This window comes from Nocardioides dongkuii, assembly GCF_014127485.1.
Taxonomy (GTDB): Bacteria; Actinomycetota; Actinomycetes; order Propionibacteriales; family Nocardioidaceae; genus Nocardioides; species Nocardioides dongkuii.
On record NZ_CP059903.1, the window covers coordinates 3,182,351 to 3,205,940 of the forward strand.

23 protein-coding genes and 1 tRNA gene are annotated in these 23,590 nt (G+C 70.4%); 6 read left to right on the plus strand and 18 right to left on the minus strand.

Going from position 1 to position 23,590, the window contains the following annotated elements; all coding sequences use genetic code 11:
- The first annotated feature begins 104 nt into the window (after window positions 1–104).
- From H4O22_RS15315 to H4O22_RS15325, 3 genes are all read left to right on the plus strand, one after another.
- A complete protein-coding gene (locus H4O22_RS15315; RefSeq protein WP_182524213.1) occupies window positions 105–854 on the plus strand; it encodes a PIG-L deacetylase family protein in 750 nt (249 codons plus the stop codon).
- A 127-nt stretch (window positions 855–981) separates the two neighbouring features.
- Complete coding sequence (locus tag H4O22_RS15320) at window positions 982–2,361, plus strand: TrkH family potassium uptake protein (RefSeq protein ID WP_244962994.1); 1,380 nt, start codon at window positions 982–984, stop codon at window positions 2,359–2,361.
- Window positions 2,354–3,016: a potassium channel family protein gene (locus H4O22_RS15325; RefSeq protein WP_182524214.1), complete on the plus strand. Its 663-nt coding sequence runs from the start codon at window positions 2,354–2,356 to the stop codon at window positions 3,014–3,016. The genes H4O22_RS15320 and H4O22_RS15325 overlap by 8 nt, the downstream gene beginning before the upstream one ends.
- Here the strand turns inward: H4O22_RS15325 and H4O22_RS15330 are convergent.
- The 7 genes from H4O22_RS15330 to H4O22_RS15360 all read right to left on the minus strand — a co-directional run bounded on the left by H4O22_RS15330 (window position 3,000) and on the right by H4O22_RS15360 (window position 11,661).
- Window positions 3,000–3,149 (minus strand): hypothetical protein, encoded by a 150-nt coding sequence (locus H4O22_RS15330; protein ID WP_182524215.1) that lies wholly within the window; start codon window positions 3,147–3,149, stop codon window positions 3,000–3,002. The two genes, H4O22_RS15325 and H4O22_RS15330, sit on opposite strands and share 17 nt — an antisense overlap.
- Before the next feature lie 215 nt (window positions 3,150–3,364).
- Entirely contained in the window at window positions 3,365–6,898 is a 3,534-nt protein-coding gene (locus tag H4O22_RS15335) for a glycosyl hydrolase (protein WP_182524216.1), read from the minus strand.
- A gap of 1,257 nt (window positions 6,899–8,155) precedes the next feature.
- Entirely contained in the window at window positions 8,156–8,404 is a 249-nt protein-coding gene (locus H4O22_RS15340) for a hypothetical protein (RefSeq protein WP_182524217.1), read from the minus strand.
- A 97-nt stretch (window positions 8,405–8,501) separates the two neighbouring features.
- The gene (locus H4O22_RS15345) at window positions 8,502–9,680 is read right to left on the minus strand and encodes a hypothetical protein (RefSeq protein WP_182524218.1); all 1,179 of its coding nucleotides are present in this window, start codon (window positions 9,678–9,680) and stop codon (window positions 8,502–8,504) included.
- Window positions 9,681–9,796: 116 nt separating this feature from the next.
- The gene (locus tag H4O22_RS15350) at window positions 9,797–10,153 is read right to left on the minus strand and encodes a hypothetical protein (RefSeq protein ID WP_182524219.1); all 357 of its coding nucleotides are present in this window, start codon (window positions 10,151–10,153) and stop codon (window positions 9,797–9,799) included.
- Window positions 10,154–11,043: 890 nt separating this feature from the next.
- Window positions 11,044–11,214 (minus strand): hypothetical protein, encoded by a 171-nt coding sequence (locus tag H4O22_RS15355; RefSeq protein ID WP_182524220.1) that lies wholly within the window; start codon window positions 11,212–11,214, stop codon window positions 11,044–11,046.
- Window positions 11,215–11,412: 198 nt separating this feature from the next.
- Window positions 11,413–11,661, minus strand: coding sequence for a transposase (locus tag H4O22_RS15360; protein WP_182524221.1), 249 nt, complete (start codon window positions 11,659–11,661; stop codon window positions 11,413–11,415).
- A 257-nt stretch (window positions 11,662–11,918) separates the two neighbouring features.
- Between H4O22_RS15360 and H4O22_RS15365 the strand changes: the two genes are divergently transcribed.
- Both H4O22_RS15365 and H4O22_RS15370 read left to right on the plus strand, forming a co-directional pair.
- Window positions 11,919–12,125 carry a hypothetical protein gene (locus tag H4O22_RS15365; RefSeq protein ID WP_182524222.1) on the plus strand — a complete coding sequence of 69 codons (207 nt, stop codon included), beginning with the start codon at window positions 11,919–11,921 and terminating at the stop codon, window positions 12,123–12,125.
- An 86-nt stretch (window positions 12,126–12,211) separates the two neighbouring features.
- Entirely contained in the window at window positions 12,212–12,709 is a 498-nt protein-coding gene (locus H4O22_RS15370; RefSeq protein WP_182524223.1) for an SRPBCC family protein, read from the plus strand.
- A 71-nt stretch (window positions 12,710–12,780) separates the two neighbouring features.
- Here the strand turns inward: H4O22_RS15370 and H4O22_RS15375 are convergent, their stop codons facing one another.
- Window positions 12,781–13,251 carry a hypothetical protein gene (locus H4O22_RS15375; RefSeq protein ID WP_220451178.1) on the minus strand — a complete coding sequence of 157 codons (471 nt, stop codon included), beginning with the start codon at window positions 13,249–13,251 and terminating at the stop codon, window positions 12,781–12,783.
- Between the two features lie 258 nt (window positions 13,252–13,509).
- On the opposite strand from H4O22_RS15375, the gene H4O22_RS15380 reads away from it, so the two are divergent.
- Window positions 13,510–13,941 (plus strand): hypothetical protein, encoded by a 432-nt coding sequence (locus H4O22_RS15380; RefSeq protein ID WP_182524225.1) that lies wholly within the window; start codon window positions 13,510–13,512, stop codon window positions 13,939–13,941.
- Window positions 13,942–14,010: 69 nt separating this feature from the next.
- On the opposite strand, the gene H4O22_RS15385 is transcribed toward H4O22_RS15380, so the two are convergent.
- The 10 genes from H4O22_RS15385 to H4O22_RS15430 all read right to left on the minus strand — a co-directional run bounded on the left by H4O22_RS15385 (window position 14,011) and on the right by H4O22_RS15430 (window position 23,571).
- Window positions 14,011–14,083: transfer RNA gene (locus H4O22_RS15385), tRNA-Asn, on the minus strand.
- Window positions 14,084–14,138: 55 nt separating this feature from the next.
- Window positions 14,139–14,624: a hypothetical protein gene (locus tag H4O22_RS15390; RefSeq protein WP_220451179.1), complete on the minus strand. Its 486-nt coding sequence runs from the start codon at window positions 14,622–14,624 to the stop codon at window positions 14,139–14,141.
- Entirely contained in the window at window positions 14,621–16,519 is a 1,899-nt protein-coding gene (gene dnaG / locus H4O22_RS15395; protein WP_182524226.1) for a DNA primase, read from the minus strand. The genes H4O22_RS15390 and dnaG overlap by 4 nt, the downstream gene beginning before the upstream one ends.
- A 21-nt stretch (window positions 16,520–16,540) precedes the next feature.
- Window positions 16,541–17,455 carry a 2-hydroxyacid dehydrogenase gene (locus H4O22_RS15400; protein ID WP_220451180.1) on the minus strand — a complete coding sequence of 305 codons (915 nt, stop codon included), beginning with the start codon at window positions 17,453–17,455 and terminating at the stop codon, window positions 16,541–16,543.
- Window positions 17,456–17,465: 10 nt separating this feature from the next.
- Window positions 17,466–18,743, minus strand: coding sequence for a deoxyguanosinetriphosphate triphosphohydrolase (locus H4O22_RS15405; RefSeq protein ID WP_182524227.1), 1,278 nt, complete (start codon window positions 18,741–18,743; stop codon window positions 17,466–17,468).
- Between the two features lie 65 nt (window positions 18,744–18,808).
- Window positions 18,809–19,684 (minus strand): SH3 domain-containing protein, encoded by an 876-nt coding sequence (locus H4O22_RS15410; protein WP_182524228.1) that lies wholly within the window; start codon window positions 19,682–19,684, stop codon window positions 18,809–18,811.
- A gap of 203 nt (window positions 19,685–19,887) precedes the next feature.
- A complete protein-coding gene (gene dusB, locus H4O22_RS15415) occupies window positions 19,888–21,036 on the minus strand; it encodes a tRNA dihydrouridine synthase DusB (RefSeq protein WP_182524229.1) in 1,149 nt (382 codons plus the stop codon).
- Window positions 21,037–21,085: 49 nt separating this feature from the next.
- The gene (locus H4O22_RS15420; protein WP_182524230.1) at window positions 21,086–21,778 is read right to left on the minus strand and encodes a hypothetical protein; all 693 of its coding nucleotides are present in this window, start codon (window positions 21,776–21,778) and stop codon (window positions 21,086–21,088) included.
- A gap of 44 nt (window positions 21,779–21,822) precedes the next feature.
- Window positions 21,823–23,220, minus strand: a complete 1,398-nt coding sequence (locus H4O22_RS15425; protein WP_182524231.1) for a glycine--tRNA ligase — start codon at window positions 23,218–23,220, stop codon at window positions 21,823–21,825.
- Window positions 23,221–23,250: 30 nt separating this feature from the next.
- Window positions 23,251–23,571, minus strand: coding sequence for an antibiotic biosynthesis monooxygenase family protein (locus H4O22_RS15430; RefSeq protein ID WP_182524232.1), 321 nt, complete (start codon window positions 23,569–23,571; stop codon window positions 23,251–23,253).
- Window positions 23,572–23,590 lie beyond the last annotated feature (19 nt).

Here is a 23,590-nt window from a genome sequence, read left to right on the forward strand (position 1 = left end):
GCCGGCACAAAATACCCATGCGCGGGACCACCGGCGGGGACGTCGCGCGGATCGCCGCGCCGTCGAGCCGTGACCGGCCGGACGGTTGCTGGCACGCTGGACGCATGCCGGAGACGCCACTCCCCCCGCTGGAGCCGCTCGCCGAGGACTGGCAGCGGGCGCTCTGCGTGGTGGCGCACCCCGACGACATGGAGTTCGGCGCGGCCGCCGCGGTCGCCCGCTGGACCGGCCAGGGCAAGCAGGTCGGCTACTGCATGGTGACCAGCGGCGAGGCGGGCATCGACGCCCTGGCACCCGACCAGTGCCGGGCCGTCCGCGAGGCCGAGCAGGTCGCCTCCGCGCGGGCGGTCGGCGTCCCCGTCGTGGAGTTCCTCGGGATGCCCGACGGGGTCCTGGAGTACGGCGTGCCGCTGCGCCGCGCGATCGCCGAGGTCGTCCGGCGGGCGCGCCCCGACATCGTCATCACCGGCAACTTCCGGGAGACCTGGGGCGGGCGCAACCTCAACCAGGCCGACCACGTCGCGGTGGGGCGCGCGGTCGTGGACGCGGCGCGCGACGCCGGGAACCGGTGGGTCTTCCCCGAGCAGCTCCGGGACGGGACCGAGCCGTGGGGCGGTGTCCGCGAGGTGTGGGCGTTCGGCTCCCCCGAGGCGGCCCACGGCGTCGACACCACCGACACCTTCGACGCCGGGGTGGCCTCGCTCGAGGCGCACTCGGCGTACATCGAGGGCCTGGGGTGGGAGCACTTCGACGCCCGCGAGTTCCTCGAGGGCACCTCGCGGCCGACCGGCCAGCGGCTCGGCGTCACGTTCGGGGCGGCATTCGAGGTCTTCCCGATGGGCTGGGGCAGCTAGCCGGCCGACTCCTGACACGCCGGGAACGCGGATCTGGTCCCGCCGCCCGCGGACCGTCGAGCGGGTCTAGGGTGCACCGCGGCACCGGCCGCGTCCCCGCGGTCCGTCCGGCACCTGGGGGGGCGTGGTGGGGAAGCAGGCGCAGCCGGGCCAGGCCATCGCCGACGGCCGACGCCGATCGGCCCTGCGGCTGCACCCGGCGCAGGTGGTGGTCGCCGGCTTCGCGGCGGCCGTCGCCATCGGCACGGCACTGCTGATGCTGCCGGTGTCCAGCGAGGGCCCCGGTGGCACCTCGCTCCTGACGGCGCTGTTCACGTCCACCTCGGCGGTGTGCGTGACCGGGCTCGTCGTGGTCGACACCCCCACGCACTGGTCGACGTTCGGCGAGTGCGTGGTCCTGGCCCTCATCCAGGTCGGCGGGCTGGGCATCATGACCTTCGCCTCGCTGCTGGGGATCCTGGTCTGGCGGCGGCTCGGGCTGCGCTCGCGGCTGACCGCGGCGACCGAGACGAAGGCCGTCGGGCTCGGCGAGGTCCGGTCGGTGGTCCGAGGCGTGGTGGTGACCAGCCTGCTGTTCGAGGCGGTGACGGCGGCGGTGCTGACGCTCCGCTTCGCGCTGGCCTACGACGAGCAGTGGCCGCGGGCGGCGTACCTCGGGGTGTTCCACTCGGTCTCGGCCTTCAACAACGCCGGGTTCGCGCTGTGGTCCGACAACCTGACCCCGTTCGTGACCGACCCCTTCATCTGCGTGCCCATCGCGCTCGCCGTCATCGCGGGCGGGCTGGGGTTCCCCGTCTGGCTCGAGCTGCGCCGGCACCTGCGCCAGCCGCGTCGGTGGAGCATGCACACCCGGATGACGCTCACCGCGACCCTGGTCCTCCTGGTGGCCGGGTCGGTGTTCGTGACGCTCAACGAGTGGAGCAACCCCGCCACCCTCGGGGCGCTCGATCCGCCGGGGCGCGTCCTGGCCGGGTTCTTCCAGGGCGTGATGCCCCGCACGGCCGGCTTCAACAGCCTCGACTACGGGGAGATGCGCGACGGGACCCTGCTGGGGACGGAGATCCTGATGTTCATCGGCGGCGGCTCCGCCGGGACCGCGGGCGGCATCAAGGTCACCACGTTCGTGCTGCTGCTCTACGTCATCTGGGCCGAGGTCCGCGGTGAGCAGGACGTCGAGGCCATGGAGCGGCGGATCGGCGACCGCACCGTCCGCCAAGCGCTGACGATCGCCCTGCTCAGCGTCGCCGCGGTCGTGCTCGCCACCTTCGTCCTGCTCGAGCTGACCACCCACCCCACCCGGGACGTCCTCTTCGAGGCGGTGTCCGCCTTCGCGACCGTCGGCCTCTCCACCGGCATCACCGCGGACCTGCCGGGCTCGGCCCAGCTCGTCCTGACGGCCCTGATGTTCCTCGGCCGGCTCGGGCCGGTCACGTTGGTCTCGGCGCTCGCGCTCCGCGAGCGTCCCTCCCTGCACCGCCTCCCGGAAGGACGGCCGATCCTTGGCTAGGAAGCTCAACAACGGGGTCGCCGTGCTCGGCCTCGGCCGGTTCGGCCGCTCCTTGGCGCTCGAGCTGGTCAGCGACGACATCGAGGTGCTCGGCGTCGACAGCGACGCCCGGACCGTCCAGTCCCTGGCCGGCCGGCTGACCCACGTCGTCCAGGCCGACACCACCGACGAGGAGGCGATGCGCCAGCTCGGCATCGGCGAGCTCGACATCGTCGTCGTCGGGGTGGGCAACGACCTGGAGTCCAGCATCCTCACCGCGTCGGTCGCCCTCAACCTCGGCGCGCGCAACGTGTGGGCCAAGGCGATCAGCTCGGCGCACGCCCGGATCCTCACCCAGATCGGCGTCCCCCACGTCGTCCGTCCCGAGCACGACATGGGCCGGCGGGTCGCCCACCTCGTCCGCGGCGGGATGGTCGACTACATCGAGTTCGACGACGGGTACGCCTTCGCCAAGACCACGCCGCCGCCGGGCCTGCTCAACCGGAGCCTGGCGGGGTACGGCGTCCGCCAGCAGTTCGGCGTCACCATCGTCGGCCTCAAGCGCGACGGCGGCGAGTTCAGCTACGCCACCCCGCAGACGGTGCTGCGCACCGGGGACCACATCATCGTCTCCGGACCGCGACGCCAGGTCGAGGCGTTCAGCCGGCTGACCTGAGCAGGACGTAGGCCCCGACCGCGCTCACCCCGGCCACCAGGACTCCCACCGCCACGGGCTCGGCCCCGGCGTACAGCCCTCGCTCGCTCTCCTGGGTCGCGCGGTAGACGGCGACGACGACTGTCGCGCCCAACGCCTGGGCGGAGAAGGCGGGCGACGAGCATCTCGTGGGCGGTCGAGGGAGCCAACGGCGCCGGTCGTCCCGCTGGCACCACGCCTCGTGGCGGATGGGGTGCGGGTCATGGATGTGTCGGCGAAGCTGGCCGCTGGTGCGGTTCGACCGGCCACATGACGAGGGCGGCGCGACCCATGCGGGTCGCGCCGCCCTCGTCAGGGTCTATCGACGGTTCAGCGCCCCTTGCGGACCACCGTGACCTTCACGCGGGGGGACTTGGACGGCTTCAGACTGGTTGTGCCCAGGAACTCGGCGCGGACGCGGTGCTTGCCGACGTGCAGCTTCGGCAGCCTGATCCTGGCCTTGCCCTGCGAGGTCTCCATCGTGCGAACGACCTTTCCGTCGACCCGGATGCGGACCTTGCCTTCGGCCTTCGCCGAGACGGTCACCATGGCGACAGCGCGCTTCCCGGCGGTGAGCCTCGTCGGCTTGACCTTGAGCTTGGTGCTGGTGGCCTTCTTGGTGGGCGGCGTCGACGGAGTGGCCGTCACCGGGATCGCGGTGTCCCGGTAGGGCGAGAGCACGACGGGACCCTGGAGACCCGCCTCCTGCCACGCCGGTAGCTGGTAGTTGCTGTCCCCGGACTTGCGGACGGCGTTGAACATGGTGGTCGCCACACGGACGACGATGGTGTTCGTGCCGGGCCGCAGGTTCTTCCCAAGGTCGATGCGGTTTCGGTCGGCCTGGTTCACGGTTACCGGGGCCCCGTTGACGGTCACCGATGCAGAGTCCAGCACTGCCCCCAGGGCGAGGTAGGCGCCGTCGGTAATCGGCTGCCAGGTGTCCGCGAGCTCGATCGTCGCGGTGTAGGCGCCGATGCCAGAGGACTGACTCAGGTCGACCGGCCCGGTGATGTCGCGCCAGGACGGCAAGGCGCCGTCCTCGCCTGCGGTGACGGCGACCTCCGGCTGATCGGTCTTAACCGTCGTCCACTGCTTGTCGCCGGGCGTCCACGTCTGGGCCTGGAGCGTCCAGGTGTCGATCCGTTGGCCGCTGGGCAGGCCGCTCACCTCAGTGGTGCGGGTGTCGCCGTTGCTGAGCTTCGTGACGTACTGGCCGTCGGCTCCGGCCCGCAGAGTGAGCGCGTCACCCATGGCAAGGACGTCGCCGGTGCTGCTCAGGGCGTGCACTCCCGGTGCCGGGACCGGCTCGTCGGCCGCCGCGACCAGGGCAATGACGACCTTGTCGTGCGGCGCCACCTCGACGGGAACCCTGACGGTGCCGTTGCCAGTGGTGTACTCCGCGATCGCCGTGATCTTCCCTGTCCAGGTGTCCATCAAGTACGGACGGCCAGTGCCGGTCAAGGTCAGCTCCTGCGCCAGGGTCTCACTCGAACGGTTGTACACGAAGTCGTAGCTGACGCCGTCGCCGTCGCGACGGACCAGACCGAGGGCCGCGGTGGGCTCCTCAGGGATGACCGTGGGTCGGATCCCCGCCGCTGCGAGCGCAGTGGGCATGTCGGCCTCGTTGGGGACGTGGACGACGGTCGGCTGAGCCATGAGGTCCGCGACGACTCCTGCCAGTCCGGCGCCGCCCGGGGCGGCGCCCGTGGTGGTGCTCGGCGCCGATCCGACGATGAAGATTCGTAGGCCGTCCTCAGCCAGGTCGCGAAGGCGCTTGGCATTGGCGACCGACATGGTGGTCTGGTTGTTCAGCACCAGCGCCTCATGGTCGGAGGTGTCGGCGAAGAGACCGCCATCGGCCTCGACCTGAAGGTCGGGGTCGGTGAGGTAGTCCGGGGCGACGTACTCGTAGGTGTAGCCGGCCCTCGACGTCGCGGAGTCGTTGCCGAGCATGTGCTGAACCGGTTGCTGGGTGCCGGCGCTGGCGCCAGCGAGACCGAGGTCCTCGTAGTAGACGCCGAGGTCGAGGGTTGCGCGGCCCTGACGGAGGACCAGTTGGTCGCGCGCGAGGGACTCGTTGACCGGCTTGTAGTCAGGCCAACTGGCCTGACGCGGCCCGAACTCGTCGTTGACGCTGATGACGCCGAAGATGTCCCACGGGTGGTAGCCGGGCCAAGAGCCATCACGACCGCTGGAGCCGACACCGACCGGGGCGTCGCGGTAGGCGTAGCCGTGCCATACGAGTTGGTTCACGCCGCCGGCATACGACTTGTAGATGCTGTCCAGGAGACCCTGGGAGTACTTGCCACCGACCTGTGTGCCGTCGCCGCCTTGACCGAACTGGCCGCCGACGCTGGGTCCGGCCAGGCTAGAGCGGTAGCCGCCCTGGAAGACGGCGCAGCACTCGACGGAGACGATGTTCTTACCGGTCAGGTGCGCGCCGGCGGCGACTGCACGGTGGCTCTGCTCGGGACCGACGGTGTTCGTCGGGCCCGCGAAGTTCAGCGACTCGCCCTCGGGGATTCCAGCTGCCCCACCGGCGGCGCCGGTGGAGATCGGCACGCCGTAGGACTGGGCCCGGTAGTTCAATCCGTGGCCCTCGGCCCACTCCTGCATCGGAGCGACGTAGCGCTCGATGTAGAGGTCGCTGAGAGTCTGGCGGTAGTCCTCACGGATCTGTGCATCCACGCCCGCGAGCTTGAAGGCCGGAGTGCCGCTGCCCTGGATCCCGGCGCCGGCGAGCGCCGGGAGCAGGGTCGTCGGGTCGTAGCCGCGCCGCTTCTCGAACTGCTGGAGGAAGCCCCAGGTCCACTTCTGAGTTTCACCAAGCTCGAGAGAGTCCTCGAAGATGGCGCCGCCGCCGATCTTTCGCAGGTTGGCGCGGACCGTCGGGGTCAGGATGTGCTCGTCCCAGAAGTTGGTCTGGATCTGTACTCCACCGCGATTCCAGTGGTCGGGCACGTAGTTGGGCTGCGTGGCTGTGTAGCCGTTGCGCTGGGCCACGAGACCGGACGCGGTCTGGGTGAAGTCGATGACCACCCACGGGTTTCCGTTACCGCTCGGGAACGTGTAGTCGAGCTTGCCCGCACTGACCTGAGCGGTCACATCGAGGACCGAGGAGGGAACCAGCTGGACCGGGGCAGCGTCGGACGCGGTGCACGCAGTGGCGCATTGAGCGACGAGGGTCCTCAACCGCGTTGCCCGGGCCACGGTCACGACGGGCTCCGAGACAGCGTGCGCGTTCTTGATGGGCGAGGTCGACAGGTCACCGCACTCGGCGGTGCGGTCGCCCAGACCGCTCACCACGACCCGTTCGGCATCCGCACCGGTTCCGACGGTGACGCTGTCGCCAGGCGCGTAGCCGCCCAGGCTCTGCACCTTCAGCATCTCGTCACCAGGCGCTGCCGCGCCGCACAGTTGGGTGGTCACGTTCGGCGGGGCCACCGTCGGGGCAGGGAGGGCGCCGGTACGGCTGGACCCCGCGGGATTGAACTCGCGGCCGAAGATGAGCTGTTGCTCGGCCTCGCGCTGATTGAAGCTGTTGAGGGTGGGAACGGTCGGCGGGTACTGAGGACCAAGGTTCTGGTCCACGACGAGGCCCAGCTCGGCTGCTTCTGCTGTGATGACCTCCATCTTGTGTGCCCACTCCGGGGTGCCCCAGCCGTACTGCTCGAGGAACGAGTTGGTCTGGTTGCCCGCTCCCGGGACGACGAAGGGCGCGATCTCTACGCCACCGGCGCCGGAGGCGGCCATGTCACGCAGCTCGGCGCGGAGCACCTCGTCGTCGGTGTAAGCCAGCGGCATCCAGTACCGGTACATCGGCCGGACGCCCATCGGCGGATTCGCGAACGCCTCCGCCGTCAACAGGGGGGACTCACCTGTCGTGGCTGCTGCGCCGCGTGCAGGCTCTGTCGGAGCGGCAGACGGCTCCGCTACCGCAGGGACAACGGCTGTCGCGGAGACGGCGACGGCGACGGTCAGCGCGGACACGACGGCCACGGCTCGACGACCAAGCCGCCGGGGGGTTCGGGTCTGGGTCATCGTTCCTCAAGAGTGAAAGGTTTCAAAACGTGTGGTCGTCGTCACGCTAGAGGTGCCGATCACGCGCGTCAATAGGACACCGGCGGTGTCTCAGCCGGCGTCTCTCGACTCAAAGCGCGTCGAAGCCGTCGTGGCACCTAGGCGGAGAAGAATGGTGACGTGGGTGAGATCCGGAAGCGCAGGCGTGGGCTGCAACTGGAACAAGCCATCATGGACGCTGCGTGGGCAGAACTCGGTGAGGTCGGCGGGACGGGTTCGCGATCGCAGGTGTCGCCGAACGCTGCGGGACCCACACGCCTTCTACGCCGGTCCGTCCGGGCAAGCCACACGGGAGTTCTCCTTGAACGGGAGGACCGCACACAAGCTCCTTCCTCCGTCGGGAGGTGCCGGTTTCGATCGCTCCCGTGATGAAGGCGGCGGTGGCTAGGGGCGATCTGGCCTCCTAGCCTTCTCCGATGCTCCAGAATCTCGGTCACAGCCTCATGACCAACGACCTCATTCACGCGGCCGCGCCGCTGGACCACGCGACCATCGTGGTCGTCGTCGATGATCTGCGGCCCTGTCGTACTGCGTGCGCGCCTCGGACCGACAGGCCTACGAGGTGGGTGCGTTGTGACTCCGTCCATGCTGCCTCGGATGCAGGACGTCCGGGGGTATGGGTGCAGCGTTCCGATTGGAACGCTTGACGGGCAACGTCCCGTCGGTCATGACGATTCGCCGCGCGGGATGGAAGCGGTGAAGGCTCGACCTCGAGGCGGAACGCCTTCGCGCGCACCCGTCGCCTGTGCGTCGTGGTGTGCTGAGTGGCGGGGCTGCGGACCTCGAAAGCCGTTGCCTGGAGGCTCAACCCTAATGAGTACGTACTCCTATTTTCGCCCGCTCATCGCCACGACCGCTCACCTGGGGCGTGAGCGGTCGGCGGCAGATCCGGGCGAGCGTAGGACTACGCCGTGAAAGTCGGCAGCGCCTGGGCGAGTGCTTGACGGCGCCCCGGCCGGCTCTTGTTCTATTGGGTGGCGCATCCGACCGCGCCGGTGATGCGAGCCTGACGACAGATCGAGCGCCGATGCCGAAGACCGACTACGACGAGCTCGGCGCGGCGTGCTCCGCAGACAACGAGAAAACCCTTCTCAACGGCCACCCCGAGCGGCCGGCCTGGGCGAGGGTCAGCACGACGAAGGGCGCAGCCATCAGGACACCCGCCGCCACGGGCTCGGCCCCGGCGTACAGCCCTTCCCCGCTCTCGTGGGTCGCGCGGTAGACGGCGACGATCGCGCCCACGACGGGTGCCAGCCACGCCGCGAGGTGGGCGCGTCGCCACAGGTCCATGTGGTCGTTCCACACGGAGCCGGCGGCTCGGCCATCGAGCGATCGCGAGCGCACCCGATCGTTCCTGAGCTGCTCGACTCGGGTGACCGGCAAGCGGCTACGGGGTGCGCTCTGCCCGTTCGCACTGTGCGGTCGAGACTCGACAGCGAACCCACGCGGACCCGTAGGCGTAGTTGTTGTCCTCCTCCTCATGGATGCCTTCGTACGCCTCGACGACGAACGCATCGTTGGTCTCCCACACGCGGTCGACGAACCGCGGGTCGCTGCCGGCGTAGGCGAAGATTCCCTTGAAGCGGGCCGTCACCCGCCCGGACCTGCTGTGGCGGACGGTCAGCGTCGAAACCTCCCGCTCGTCGGTCCTGCCCAGAACGTCCGAGACTGTCAGGACGAGACGTGCGTTCGGGGAGAACGCGGCCGTCGTCTCGGTGCGTCGGAGGGTCCACAGGGTTCGGCGTGGCCGACGGTCGTCGACGACGCGGCCGGTCGGCAGGACGAGGACGTGGCGACGCACGCTGGAGACCGCGCCTACCGGCTCGTCCCACGCGCCGATGGGGGCCCGGCTCCTGGGGATCTCCACCGTGCGGCCGGTGCGGGGCGTCCACCAGAGCAGCCGAGTCACGGTGGATCGGGACCTGATCCTCTCCGCGACCAGGACCCGCCTTGCCGAGATGGCTTGGACGGCGGCGAGCTGGGTGGTCCGGAGCGTCCGTCCGACCTGACGTCCGTCCGAGATCCGGTGCACCCGGAGGAAGTGCCCCTTCGCGCGCGGCCTGAAGTCGGCCGGTCCTATGACGAAAGTGCGGCCGTCCTCCGAGACGCCGGAGGGCGGGCTCGGGGCACGTCTGGTCAGGACGCGGTGGCGACCGTTGTCCCTCACGAGGTCCAGGCGGTAGCCCAGGGTCTCGAAGTCGTCGGTATGGCGCTCCGCGTAAGCGAGATAGCCGTCGTGGACGCGCAGCAGCTGGGCGTCGGTCGGCAGTCCGCTCACCGCGATCGGGGAGCGTCCCGGTCGGACGATCTGCTCCGCGGCGTCGTCGTAGTAGGCGGCGCGTCGTTCCGGGCCCGCCGGCAGCTCGCTCGGGACGACGTGGGTGGTCGGTACGGCGGCCGTGGCGGTGCTCAAGGGGATGCCGGCGGCAAGCAGGGGCACGAGGACGGCGAGGACGGTGGCCGCAAAGACGCTGGGAGGAGTCCTGTGGGGTTCGATGCGAGCGACCTCGTCCGGCAAGGACGTTGATCTCAACGAGAACACCGAGGCCAGCTTCGTGAACTGCATCGGCACATCGTCCCAGGTTCTGCTTCGGCTCGACCGGTCATCGCACCAGCGCGGAGATCGACCGCTGATCCGGGGTTCCGCACTGAACCCGGCAGAAGCGGGCGTTTCGAGCGATGTCAGGACTCGGGCGGGCAAGGCAGCACCGTGCCGTCGACGTCAACGACGGGCTTGCCGTCGAGGCCGTCAGGGTTGAACTGAAGTTCCCCATGCAGCAACACAGCCGGGCTGAGGCCGGGTTCGCGCTGAACATGCAGGGACACGACGATGGCGGTCTTGGTGGCCTGAGCGGAGGCAGTGACCTTGTCGCCGACGCCGTGCCCATAGCGCAACACGAGCGTGTCGTCGGGCTGCACCGCGCATGAGTCGAAGTGCTGATGACCCTCCGGGTGTGCTGCCGCATACCAACCCGCTCCGCCTGTCACCAGTCCGGCAGTGAGGGCCACGACGGCGAGAGGTTGTGCGTACTTCCTCATCAGCCCCCCTCGGTCCCCAGGAGCACTCTGACGCACGACGTGGCTGTGCGGTTGCACTTCCCGACATTCGCCCGACCTGTCATCGGCAGGACCGCGCGATGTGACGGCGACCGTTTTGTCGTGTCCTCTATCACCCCGCCGTGACTGCTGGCCCCATCGCTGGCATCCGCGCAGCACACGGTGACCATTAGCCACACTCCGGCCGGGGGTTCTCCTTCGCGTCAACCAGAATCTTTATCGGCTAAACGTCACCAACGTCGTGGCCGAGTGTATCTAGACCAGCCACTTCTAATTCTGGGAAAGTGGCGGGCAGGCTGTTTCGATTGCTATCGAAGATCAGAGCCGTTCCGAGAAAGTCGAACCCGCGCCATTTGGACGAGCACGTAGATCACGGCCGAAACAACACTCACGCCGAGAACGAGAGCCAGAAGCGCCGAAAACTCAAGGTTCATGGCGTTGCCAGCAACCAATCCAGCGAGGGGAGCCAGGAACGCTAGAACTGTACCAGCCGCGTAGTCACCGCTTCGTCGCGAGTTTTGTTCCCTGACAGTTCCCATGTCATGGCTCCTATAGGTTTTTCATGATGCATCCGGCCACAGCCGCCTCAACGTACCCGTAAACACCTCCCACATTAACCTTGGAGATGCCAGAGCCCACCTTCTCAATCACGACATTCGCCGTCCCGGTCGTAATGCCAAGGCCCAGGGTGGTTACAAGGGGCGCCCTTACCGCACTTGATCAGCGCACACTTAATGACCGTCTTGGCCTTCGTGAGTCACTTACCGCACGGCCAGGAGAATGGATTCCACCACGGGTCTGCGACGATCGGATAGGCCCTGCGTCCACCGTGGGCGATCAACTGAGTCAGGGTTAGCCCGTCGACCTCGTAGTCACCCCTCGCTGGTGCGGTGCTGGGTGACGTCGGCGACGTAGAGCCGGTCCGGGGCGTCCGGGGTGAAGTTCCGCTCCACCAGGTTCTGCGACGGCGTGGCTGACTCGTCGCGGCGGGTGCCTCCGCGGAGCCGGCGGCGGTGCACGCCCTGCACACCGGTGTGGCGCATCAGCCGCTCCACCCGGCCGTGGCTGACCCGGTTGCCGGACCTGACGGATGGTCTCCATCAGGTGCGTCTGCTCCCAGGCCCGCGCGCTGGCGGGCCGGTTGCGCCACTCGTAGTAGCCCGAGGTCGAGACATCCAGGACCCGGCAGGTCACCGCGACGGGAACCCCACTGGCGGCGAGCTCGCAGACCACCGGGTAGATCATTCTGGGAGGACGTTCTGCCGAGCGAAGTAGGCGGACGCGCGCTTGAGGATCTCTACTTCCATCTCGAGGACACGCTTGTCGCGGCGCAGCTGGACCAGTTCGGCCCGCTCGTCGGTGGAAAGGCCTTCCTTCTTGCCCTCGTCGATGTCGGCCTGCTTCATCCACCGACGCAGACCGGACTCGGCGATGCCGAGATCCTTTGCGATCTGGGAAATCGACTTCTCACGCAGCCGGGCCAACTCCACGGTTCGGCCGCGTTCGCAGTTGCGCAGGCTGCGGTAGATCTGGGCGAGCGTAGCCGCCCTCTATGCGGCAGATCCGGGCGGAACCTCAGGCCTCCGCTGACCGTCATACCCGGATGAGGATTGCCCGACTGGGTGCTGGCGCAGCCTCGCTGCTCCTGTTCGCGACCGCGTGTGGCTCTGAGGAGCAAGAAGTGAGTCCTCCTAGCGATAGCGCCGGGTCCTGGCTGTGTGAGCAGAACGAGCGCACCTTCTCGACCGTGGACCCGTCCAAGCCACCAGGCGACCGCACGCTCGCCGAAGCCGTGGCGTTCCGCTTGGAGCCGCCGTACGAGATCGACGATCAGCAGCGAGGCGTGGCACTCGTCCGAGCGTTCGCAGACGACGCACTGACCGGCGAGTACCGGTTCGCTCGGTGGGAGACCACGGGCGGCTGGTACATGGAGGCAGCCGAAGAGTGCAAGTAGCGCACGCGCTCATCGGCATGAGCGCGCAGCGCGGCAGGTCCGTGGGACTACCGATGAGTCGTGCGTCGAAGTGCGGTCAGCACACCATGACCTCCGAGAGCGTCAGCGCGACGACCACGATCAGTGCTGCCGCTGAGAGAATTTTTGCGGTGCTCACCAACCCAGCCCGACACGCTGCGATCGACGGGACGGGCTGGGTGTGCGAGGCCATCGACCCCCAGCCCATCACCGAGTCGGGGCAGGTTTTCAGGATGAACATGTTCCATCCGAAGCACCCGGACGGGAACTACGAGATGCACAACTTGGTCCTGGACTTCGAGCAAGACCGGGCTATCGCCTGGCGACCGGGCTTCGTGGAGGACGCGAGCACCGGCGAACTCGGGTTCGGCGGCTGGACGTGGCGCTACGACCTGACCCCATGCGGAACAGACGCGTGCAAGGTCATGCACACCTATGACTGGTCGGCGGTGGGGCCAGAACCCCGCAAGCACCTTGAGTTTCCGCCGTTCCCCGACGACCACCTCGCGAACTCGCTCAACCACCTGCGCGACATGACTGAAGGTCTCCGGCAGGCGCCCGCCTGATTGCGCACCACCAGCGGCAGATCCGGGCGTCCGGCGAGTGGTGGTGCGAACGCAGGTGAGGTGCGACCCGATCAGCGAGCCAGCGGCGAGGCCTTGCGAAGGGCTCGCTTCGAGGTCTTCGCGCCTGACTTCGCCGCTGATGTGATCCCCTGGGTGAGGAGCGTCAATCCGGCACCGACCAGCCACACGTCCTTCGCGACTGCGGTGCCCTCCTGGCTCGGGCGGATGCCGTCGTCCAAGGTCATGGAGGGGGTCTTCAGGTACATGCCGATCAGGCTGGCACCGAAACCGGTCAGTGCGGCGCCGGCCACGGTTGCGGGGACCATGGGCGCCAGAAGGGCGGCGCCCACACCGATCTCGCTCAGGGCGAGCACTCGCGCGAACTTCGTCGCCTCCATGTCCTTGAAGAGAGCGGGGTAGGTCGCTGCCGCGGCACCATGGAGGAACTGGGCCGTGCCTTCGTCGGCGCCCAGCTTGCTGATGCCCGAGTTGAGGATGAACGCGCCGGTGGCGACGCGAATCGGGATGTGGGTGAGGGACACGATGTCTCCTGGGTGGGGTCGTAGGACCAAGGTGGTCATCCAGTGTTACCCACGTGCTGGTCGCCGATCCGACCCGCGGCGGGATGCCCGCCGCGGCCGGGATCCGTGACGCGGCCGGCCCCGATGTCCGACTGCGCCGACGTGATCCCCAGACGCACGCCTCGGACATCCATCCGACGTCGGCCCGCCTACCCCATTCCAGCGAGATAACGGGCACGCCACCCTGCCGAGGACAGTGACGCCGCTACGGTCCGTTGCATGGCCCGCCGGCTCGTCGTCTCGCTGGGCGTGACGGTCCTCGTCGCGGGCATCTCCGTCGGTCCCTCGGTCGCGGACCGGCTGATCCACCCACGCGACGAGGACGGCTTCGCGGACTACGTCGTCACGCACATGCTTCACCCGGGCACCCAGCAGGACAAGGACTGGGCGACCGACCACCCGGACGACATCCTGGCCGAGGGTGACCGCGCGTGCGCGTGGCTCTCCCGCCGCGGGTCAGCTCCGGACATCGACCCTTCAGGAGCCACGTCCGTGTACAGCCTCGTCCATGCCTACCTCGACGCCCGAGCTGACTCCGCCCTATCCCTCACGCGGCACGGACATGCCAACGTCGTGTACGGGGCGTGGGCGTACCTGTGCCCCGCGGAGCGACACGACAAGAGTGCGCCCCAGAGCGAGGACGACGACTGAGCTCCGGCGGGCCGAGAAGCTCAGAGGGCCTCTGACCTGGCTCTCGCCAGGCCAGAGGCCCTCTTCCTGCTCCCCCGGTTGGACTCGAACCAACAACCCTCCGGTTAACAGCCGAATGCTCTGCCAGTTGAGCTACAGGGGATCGGTGCAGCGCGGGAAACCCTAGCAAGCCGTCCGAGGGCGACGGAAATCGCCACCTACCGGACGTCGACCTCGTTGCGAGCGGCGGCCAACGCCTCCGCGGCGGCGGCCCGCACCTCCGGGTTAGCGGGGTCGATCCCCTCGTCGTACTCGTAGACCCAGGTGAGCGGGCGGTCCCCGCGAGGAGCGCGACGGGCGATCACCCGCAGTCCTCGCCGGCCCGTGACGGCGACGTGCCGCTGCAGGACGACGCTGGCCGTGACCCGCTCCCGGACCAGCTCCAGCAGCCGCCCGGGCTCCTCGACCTCGAGCCGGTGCCGGCGGCGCAGCTCGCCCCACGACCCGACCTCGGTCACGGTCAGCACGGACCCCTCGAGGTCCCAGTCGGCGGCCTCGACCTCCTCCCACGGCAGGCGGGTGCCGTCGGGGAGGTAGAGCGCGTCGCGGGTGCCGCCTACGGCCCCGTCGGCGGTCTCGGCCCAGGCGAGCAGCCGCTCCCCCGCGCCGACGGCGAGCGGCGCCGGCGTACGTCGGAACCTCATGCGCCCCCCACGATCCGGTCGCGCAGCGCGCGGCGGTGCTGCTCGAGGGCGGCGAGCTCGCCGAACATCCGGTTGTACTCGGTGGCCTGCTCGACGGGGTTGGTGCGCTGGAGCCGCGACTTGAGCTCGGCGATGCGCCGCATCGTGGTGAGCTCGAGCAGCCGGGTGACGTGCACCGCGACGTACGCCGCGTCGGGCTCCTTGGCGGTGAGCAGCGGCTCGACCGCCAGCGCGCTGATCGCCGAGGACACCTCGGGGTCGGTCGCCGCGTCGCGCAGCCGGCTCGCCCACCCGGGGTCGCCCGACCCCGCCGCGGGCCCGCCCGCGGCCGCGACCAGGTCCCACACCGCGCGGTACGTCGGGTGCCGGAAGTCGTTGGCGCCGATCTCGCCGGTGGTGCGGCCGATCGCCATCGGGTGCTGGACCACGAGCTTGAGCGTCTCGCGCTCGAGGGAGAAACGGGGGTCGCGCAGGTCGGGCAGCTGACGGCGCGGGGGCGGCGCCTCCTCGGCCGGCTCCGGGGCACGGTGGTTGCGCTGCTCGGCGGGTCGCGCGGCCGGCCGCTTGGCGGCCCGCCGTACCTCGGAGAGCACGGCGTTGGTGTCCACGTCCGCGCCGATCATCTTGGAGATCTCCTGCGCGAAGGCGGTCACCTTGGACTGGTCCCGCACCGACGCCACCAGCCCGGCGCTCTCCCGCAGCGCGTCGATCCGCCCGTCGGCGCGGTCGAGGTCGTACTTGTTGACGACGTTGCTGAGCACGAAGCGGTACAGCGGCACCCGCCGCGCCACCAGCTCGCGGACCGCGGCGTCGCCCTTCTGGATGCGCAGGTCGCACGGGTCCAGGCCGTCGGGCTCGACGGCGACGTAGGTCTGGGAGACGAAGTTCTGGTCGCCGGCGAAGGTGCGCAGCGCCGCCTTCTGGCCGGCCGCGTCGCCGTCGAAGGCGAAGATCACCTCGCCGCGGAACTCCTCGTGGTCGTGGAGGAAGCGGCGCAGCACCCGCGAGTGCTCCTCGCCGAACGCGGTGCCGCACGTCGCCACGGCTGTCCCGACGCCGGCGAGGTGGCAGGCCATCACGTCGGTGTAGCCCTCCACGACGACGGCCTGCGCGGACCGGGCCACCTCCTTGCGCGCGAGGTCGATGCCGTAGAGCACCTGGCTCTTCTTGTAGATGGTGGTCTCGGAGGTGTTGAGGTACTTCGCCTCGATCCGGTCGTCCTCGAAGATCCGGCGCGCGCCGAAGCCGATGGTGTCGCCGCTCGCGTCGCGGATCGGCCACATCAGCCGGCCGCGGAACCGGTCGTACGGCGAGCGGCCGACCGCGACCAGGCCGGCGGCCACGACCTCGTCCTGGGAGAACCCGCGGGCGCGGAGGTGGCGGAAGAGGTCCTCGCCGCCGCGCGGGGAGAACCCGATGCCGAACATCTCCGCGTGGGACTGGTCGAACTGGCGCTCGGCCAGGAACTGCCGGGCCTGGAGCGCCTCGGGGGTCGCCAGCTGCTCGGCGTAGTACTCCTGGGCGACGCGGTGGGCCTCGATCAGCTTGCCGCGCTGCGGGCCGCGGGGCTTGTCGTCACGCTCGTCGGAGTCCTCGCGCTGCAGCTGCACGCCGTACTTGTCGGCGAGCCGCTCCACCGCCTCGCCGAACGACAGCGCGTCGATGTCCATCAGGAAGCTGATGACGTCGCCGCCCTTCTGGCAGCCGAAGCAGTGGTAGAAGCCCCGGCTGGGCGTGACGTGGAACGACGGCGACTTCTCGTCGTGGAAGGGGCACAGCCCCTTCTGGGAGCCGCCGCCGGCGTTGCGCAGGGTGACGTACTGGGACACGACCTCGTCGATGCGCGCCTTCTCGCGCACCTCGGTGATGCTCTGTTCGCGAATCCGGCCCGGCACGGGCCCGATCCTACGGTCGGGTCAGTACTCCCCCGACATCACGTTCCACAGGTCCTCGCCGCGGGCGAAGCGGTGCAGCTGGTCGCGCACCAGTCGGTGTGCCCGCGGCCACATGGCGCTGCTCGCCCCGCCGACGTGCGGGGAGACCAGCAGGCCGGGTGCCTCCCAGAGCGCGCTGTCCGCGGCCAGCGGCTCCCCGTCGGCGACGTCGATGGCGGCGGTGACCCGGCCGGCGTGCAGCGCCGCCACCAGGTCCTCGGTGACGACGACCGGGCCCCGGGCCACGTTGACCAGCAGCGCCCCCTCCTTCATCCGGGCCAGGAAGTCGGCGTCCACGAGCCCGCGGGTGGCCTCGGTGAGCGGCACCACGAGGATCACCACGTCGGCGTCCGGCAGCAGGCCCGGCAGGTCCTCGAGGGCGTGCACCCCCTCCCGGGCGCGGCGGGCGACGCGGACCACCTCGGTCTCGAACGGCAGCAGCCGCGCCTCGATCGCCCGGCCGACCGCGCCGTACCCGATCAGCAGGACCCGCTTGTCGGCCAGCGCGGGCCGCCACTCCCCCCGCCACTCGTGGCGGTCCTGGCGCCGCACGAAGTCCGGGATGCCACGCAGCGAGGCCAGGACCAGGGCCACGGTGAGCTCGGCGGTCGAGGTGTCGTGGATGCCCCGGCCGTTGCAGAGCGTCACGCCGGCCGGCACCCGGTCGCGGACGTTGTCCACCCCGGCCGACAGCAGCTGCAGCACCTGCAGGCCGGACATCCGCGGCAGCACGTCCCCGATCGCCGGCCCCATCTGGTACGGCGGCACGTAGAACGCGACCTCGCCGACGGACCCCGGCACGTGCTCGGTCGGGTCCACCACCTCGTAGCGCAGCTGCTCCGGCGGGTCGCCGAGCAGGGCCGGGTCGAAGGGCAGCCAGACCAGGGGTGCGCTCACGTGATCGACCCTAGGGGGCGGTGCGCAACCGCTCGTGCCAGGCGACCGCGCTGGCGTCGGTGAGCGAGGCGACCTGGTCGATGACCACCCGCAGCCGGGCGGCGTCGTCGGCGGCCGCGCGCCAGTCGTCGGCGAAGGACCGCTGCAGGGCGTCCGGGCCGCGGTGCGCGAGCACCGAGACCAGCTCCAGGATCAGGTCGCGCTGGCGCACCATCAGCTGCACGCGGTCCTCGGTGCGCATGACGTAGTGGGCGGCGATCCCCTTGAGGACCGCGATCTCCAGGCGGGTGCGCTCCGGCACGACCAGGTCGGCCCGGTGGCGCACGAACGGGCCGCCGCTCGCGGCGAACGTCGCCGTCTGCGCGGCGCCGCAGAACCGGCCGATCAGGTCGCTGGTGAGGTTCTTCAGCGCGGCCTGGCTGCGCCGCGACCCGTCGTACGGCGCGGTCGGCCAGCTGCCCTGGGCGCGCAGCTCGGCCAGCACCTCGTCGAGGACGTCGTCGGCCGCGTCGGGGAGGTACCAGTCGCGGACCGTCTGCCACACCGCCGCCGGGTCCAGGCGGGTCAGGTCGACGCGGCCGGCGACGACGCCGTCCTCGACGTCGTGGACCGAGTAGGCGACGTCGTCGGCGAGGTCCATCACCTGCGCCTCCAGGCACTGCCGGGTGCCCGGCGGCGCCGGCTCGCGCATCCAGGTGAACACCGGCAGGTCGTCGTCGTACACCCCGAACTTGCTCAGCCGCCGCGGCGCGCCGTCGGCGTGCACGCCGGCCGGCACCTGGGCGGCGTCGCGCTGCCAGGGGTACTTGGTGCAGGCGTCCAGCGTCGCGCGGGTGAGGTTCAGCCCGACCGAGCGGCCGTCGGCGTCGAACGTCTTGGCCTCCAGGCGGGTCAGCAGCCGCAGCGTCTGGGCGTTGCCCTCGAAGCCGCCGCACGCGTCGCTCAGCTCGGCCAGCGCGCGCTCGCCGTTGTGCCCGAACGGCGGGTGCCCGAGGTCATGGGCGAGCGCCGCCGTCTCGGCGATGTCGGGCTGGCTGCCGAGCGCGCGGGACAGGTCGCGGGCGACCTGGGCCACCTCGAGGCTGTGCGTCAGCCGGTTGCGCACGAAGTCGTCGGACTGGGGGTCGACGACCTGCGTCTTGGCCGCCAGCCGACGCGCCGACGCGGCGTGCACCACCCGGGCGCGGTCGCGCTCGAACGGCGTCCGCACGGGGGCGTCGACGCGCTTGGGGGGCTCGGCGACGACCCGCGCGCACGCGGCGTCGTCGTAGAGCTCGTGGAGGTCCATCGACGGTGACCCTACTGACCGGTGCCGACGCGCCGCCGACGGGCGGCGACGCGCCGGGTCCGGGCTCAGTACGTCGTGACGTGCACGTGGTCGTAGTGGTTGGCCGTGGTGGACCCACGGTCCTCCATGCCGCGCCAGCCCTCGCCGGAGCGCTCGACCGACCAGATCTTCTGCGCGTAGATCAGGTAGCTGACGCCGAGGTCGGAGTAGCGCTCGCGCACGAACTCCGCGACCTCCCAGCCGCGCTCGCCGCTGACCATGATGTCGACGGCCAGGCCCTGGCCGTGCTCGCCGTCGCTGCGGAAGGTGCCGTACGTCGCGATCTCGGGGAACGCGGCGCAGACGGCCTCGTGCACCTTGACGATGTTGGGGCTGACGCCGCTCGGCACCGAGGTGCCGTTGGTGCAGCTGGCGGCGGCGGCGACCTCGGTCCCTCCCCCGGCCTCGGTCTCTGCCTCGGGCTCGGCCTCGGGCTTCGGCTTCTCCTCGACGAGGTAGCCGGCGCTGACCCAGCGGGCCTTGTCGTCGACGACGACCTCGACCCGGCCGAGGAGCGAGCGACCGGTGACCAGCACCTTCTTGCCCTCCTCGAGCTGCCCGACCTGGTCGGCCTGGGCGTTCGGGGCGGACCACAGGTTGAGGGTCTCGGTGGCCCAGAGCGTGGTGTCGGCCTGGCGGACGGCCTCGAGGACCGCGGGGGTCGCCATGACCTTCTCGACCGGGCTCAGCGGCTTGATGACGCGGGCGCCGCCGCGGGAGAGCACGGGCTGACGCGGGGGTACGGCGGCCTCGGTGGCACCGGCCGTGGCGCCGATGCTCGCGGCCCCGTCGGTCGCGCTGACGATGGTGCTGGTGGGTCCCTGGGTGAGGACGCCGAGGGTCACGACGGACGCGGTCGCCAGGACGGCGAGCGGGCCTGCGACGACGGAGGCACGGGGCATTCTGCGGGCGGTGGTGTCCCGCTTGTGGCGATGGTCTGCCACGCGCTGATCCTTTGCTGTTGAAGACATGGGAGACGCCGGTTCGCGGGGGCGGACGCGGCGTCGGGCCTAGCCAAACACAGACGGCAGGGCGCGCCCAATCTTTGAGCGTTAAATCAACGTGCGACGAGTCACGGCCCGTTCACCTCGCGGCCGCGTCACGGTCACCCGCCGGACGTCTCGCCGGAGTCCTCGCGCAGGTGGCTGCCGGCGCCGTCCGTGTCGTCGTACCAGCCCTCGGGGACCACGACGCGCTGCCGCGGCGAGCCCTGCCGGCCGCGCGGCGCACCCAGCGCCGAGGCCGGGAACGGCTCGTCCGGGTCGAGGTCGGCGAGCAGCAGGTCGAGGGCCGCGAGCGAGTCGACCAGCCCCAGCGAGCGCCGCAGCTGCCCGCCCGCGGTGAACCCCTTGAGGTACCAGGAGACGTGCTTGCGGAACTCCTTGCAGCCCCGCTCCTCCCCCATGTGCCGGCACAGCAGCTCGGCGTGCCGTCGCATCACGGCCACGACCTCGCCGAGCGCCGGGAGGGTCGCGACCTGCTCGCCGCCGAACGCCGCCGCGAGGTCGCGGAACAGCCACGGACGGCCCAGGCAGCCGCGGCCGACGACGACACCCGCCGCCCCGGTCTGCTGCACCATCCGCACCGCGTCCGCGGCCTCCCAGATGTCGCCGTTGCCGAGGACCGGGATGTCGACGTGGGCGACCAGCTCGCCGATCGCGTCCCAGTCGGCCGCGCCGGAGTAGGCCTGCGCCACGGTGCGCCCGTGCAGGGCGATCGCCGCGCAGCCGGCCTCCTGGGCGATCCGCCCGGCGTCGAGGAAGGTCAGGTGGTCCTCGTCGATGCCCTTGCGGGTCTTCATCGTCACCGGCACGTCGTACGGCGCGGCCGCGGCGACCGCGCCCTCGAGGATCTCGCCGAGCAGCCCCCGCTTCCACGGCAGCACCCCGCCGCCGCCCTTGCGGGTCACCTTGGGGACCGGGCAGCCGAAGTTCAGGTCGACGTGCGCGACCCCGTGCTCGGCGCACAGGATCTCCACGGCCTTGGCGACGTACACAGGGTCGGTGCCGTAGAGCTGCACCGAGCGCACCGTCTCCAGCTCGTCGAAGACCAGCATGTCGAGGGTGTGCTGGTCGCCCTCGACCAGCCCGCGGCTGGTGATCATCTCGCAGACGTAGAGGCCGGCGCCCTGCTCAGCGCACAGCCGCCGGTACGCCGCGTTGGTGATGCCGGCCATCGGGGCGAGCACGACCGGGGTGGCCACCTCGAGCGACCCGAGGGTCAGCGAGGTCGGCAGGGCGGACGCGACGGTCATGCCGTCATTCTCCGGCGCGCGCCGCCGCGGGGCGAAATCGCCTCGGCGATCAGGAGCGCTTCTTCCCCTTCGCGCCCTTCTTGCCGCCCTGGCCCGCCTTCGCGGCCTTCGGGGAGGTGACCTTGCCGGTCCAGGTGATCGGGTTGAACTCCTGGGTGGGCCGGAAGCTCACCGCGGTCAGGTCGCCCTTGTCCGGGGCGAGGTAGACCAGGCAGAAGTCGCTCGTGGCGCCGGGCGCGAACTTCTTGGGGAAGTCGGTGCTGCCGCAGGGCTTGAACGAGCTGCCGAAGCTGGAGTACTCGACCAGCGTGTTGTTCCCGTCGACGACGTACAGCGGCACGCGCACGCCGCCGAGGTCGGTGTCGCCGACGTTCTCGACCTTCCCGCGCACGAAGTACGGGGTGCTCTTCTTCGTCGGGCCCTCGATCTTCCAGCCGGCGAACGACTGCTTGAACGTGGTCTTCTCGAGCCGGTCGACGCGCACCTCGATCACGCCGACGGCGTCCTGGCGCGGCTCCCACGCCAGCACGGCGGGCTCCCGCAGCGCCAGCTCGGTCCCGGGGGCGGTCAGCTCGACGCCCTCGGGCACCGGCAGGTACGGCGCCTCGGCCGCCGTCGCGCTCGACGAGGCGGAGTCGCTCTCCTCGGCGGGAGCGGCGTCACCGTCGTCCCCGGAGCAGCCGGCGAGCAGCAGGGCGGCCAGGAGCGTCGGGACGACGGCGGCGGTGGCGCGGTTCGGCATCCGGCCATTGTGCCCGGTGCGCACCAGCCGGGCCGCCGATCCGGTCAGCACCCGAGGAGCCGCTCGGCGAAGTAGCGGGTGATCCCCTCGAGCGGGATCCGCTCCTGGGCCATCGTGTCGCGCGAGCGCACCGTGACGGCGCCGTCCTCGAGGGTGTCGAAGTCGACGGTGACGCAGAAAGGCGTCCCGATCTCGTCCTGGCGGCGGTAGCGGCGGCCGATCGCCCCGGAGTCGTCGAAGTCGACGTTCCAGCTGCGGCGCAGCTCCGTGGCGAGGTCCTTGGCCTTGGGCGAGAGGTCGGCGTTGCGCGAGAGCGGCAGCACGGCGACCTTGACCGGCGCGAGGCGCGGGTCGAGGCGCAGCACGGTGCGCTTGTCGACGCCACCCTTGGTGTTGGGCGCCTCGTCCTCGGTGTAGGCGTCGACGAGGAAGGTCATCAGGCTGCGGGAGAGCCCCGCCGCCGGCTCGATGACGTAGGGCACGTAGCGCTCGTCGGCGGCCTGGTCGAAGTAGCTCAGGTCGGTGCCGGAGTGCTTGGCGTGGGTGGAGAGGTCGAAGTCGGTGCGGTTGGCGATGCCCTCGAGCTCGCCCCACTCCGAGCCGGCGAAGCGGAAGCGGTACTCGATGTCGACGGTGCGCTTGGAGTAGTGGCTGAGCTTCTCCTGGGCGTGCTCGTAGTGCCGCAGGTTGTCGGGGTTGATCCCGAGGTCGACGTACCACTGCGTGCGCTCGTCGATCCAGTACTGGTGCCACTCCTCGTCCTCGCCGGGCTTGACGAAGAACTCCATCTCCATCTGCTCGAACTCACGGGTGCGGAAGATGAAGTTGCCGGGCGTGATCTCGTTGCGGAAGCTCTTGCCGATCTGGGCGATGCCGAACGGCGGCTTCTGGCGCGAGCTGGTGACGACGTTGGCGAAGTTCACGAAGATGCCCTGGGCGGTCTCGGGGCGCAGGTAGTGCAGCCCGGACTCGTCCTCGATGACGCCGAGGTAGGTCTTCAGCAGCCCGGAGAACTGCCGCGGCTCGGTCCAGGCCCCGCGGGTGCCGCAGTTGGGGCACGCGAGGGTCGCGAGGTCGACCTCGTCGGGGTCGTCGAGGCCCTTCTTCTCGGCGTACTCCTCCTGCAGGTGGTCGGCCCGATACCGGCGGTGGCAGGACTGGCACTCGGTCAGCGGGTCGCTGAAGGTGTCGACGTGGCCGCTGGCCTCCCAGACCTGGCGCGGCAGGATGATGCTGGAGTCGAGGCCGACGACGTCGCCGCGGCTCTGCACCATCGAGCGCCACCACTGGCGCTTGATGTTCTCCTTCAGCTCCACCCCGAGCGGGCCGTAGTCCCAGGCCGACCGGGTGCCGCCGTAGATCTCGCCGCACGGGTAGACGAAACCCCGGCGCTTGGCGAGGGAGACGACGTGATCGACGGTCGATGCGGGCGGCTTTGCCACGGTGAACCTTTCCGGGTCGGACGGGACGACTCAGCCTAACGACCGGGCGGCGTGCACGTTGAGGTCGGTCCCGGGCTCCACGGGCTCGTACGCGCTGGGCTCGTCGAGGGCGCGCCCCAGCAGCGGGACGGCGTGCAGCTTCACGTCGTACGACGACAGCGCGCGGCGGTAGGCGCCGACGTGCTCCCACGTGGTGGTGAGCACCCAGAGGCCGGGGTCGTCGAGGTTGCGGCCGATCGCGCCGCCGACGTACCCGGGGCGCGCCGCGAGCGCGGTACGCGCCGCCTCCACGTCGACCCGGAACCGCTCGGCCTCGGCGTCGGGCACGCGGAACCTGTTCACGACCAGCACGTGACGCAGCCTACCCACG

Excerpts from the sequence above, each read along its gene's own strand:
- H4O22_RS15315 (WP_182524213.1), top strand. The coding sequence starts at position 105 with ATGCCGGAGACGCCACTCCCCCCGCTGGAGCCGCTCGCCGAGGACTGG.
- H4O22_RS15340 (WP_182524217.1), bottom strand. The coding sequence starts at position 8,404 with ATGGACCTGTGGCGACGCGCCCACCTCGCGGCGTGGCTGGCACCCGTC.
- H4O22_RS15345 (WP_182524218.1), bottom strand. The coding sequence starts at position 9,680 with ATGCAGTTCACGAAGCTGGCCTCGGTGTTCTCGTTGAGATCAACGTCC.
- H4O22_RS15350 (WP_182524219.1), bottom strand. The coding sequence starts at position 10,153 with ATGAGGAAGTACGCACAACCTCTCGCCGTCGTGGCCCTCACTGCCGGA.
- H4O22_RS15355 (WP_182524220.1), bottom strand. The coding sequence starts at position 11,214 with ATGCGCCACACCGGTGTGCAGGGCGTGCACCGCCGCCGGCTCCGCGGA.
- H4O22_RS15370 (WP_182524223.1), top strand. The coding sequence starts at position 12,212 with ATGACCTCCGAGAGCGTCAGCGCGACGACCACGATCAGTGCTGCCGCT.
- H4O22_RS15380 (WP_182524225.1), top strand. The coding sequence starts at position 13,510 with ATGGCCCGCCGGCTCGTCGTCTCGCTGGGCGTGACGGTCCTCGTCGCG.
- H4O22_RS15390 (WP_220451179.1), bottom strand. The coding sequence starts at position 14,624 with ATGAGGTTCCGACGTACGCCGGCGCCGCTCGCCGTCGGCGCGGGGGAG.
- H4O22_RS15405 (WP_182524227.1), bottom strand. The coding sequence starts at position 18,743 with ATGGACCTCCACGAGCTCTACGACGACGCCGCGTGCGCGCGGGTCGTC.
- H4O22_RS15410 (WP_182524228.1), bottom strand. The coding sequence starts at position 19,684 with ATGCCCCGTGCCTCCGTCGTCGCAGGCCCGCTCGCCGTCCTGGCGACC.
- dusB (WP_182524229.1), bottom strand. The coding sequence starts at position 21,036 with ATGACCGTCGCGTCCGCCCTGCCGACCTCGCTGACCCTCGGGTCGCTC.
- H4O22_RS15420 (WP_182524230.1), bottom strand. The coding sequence starts at position 21,778 with ATGCCGAACCGCGCCACCGCCGCCGTCGTCCCGACGCTCCTGGCCGCC.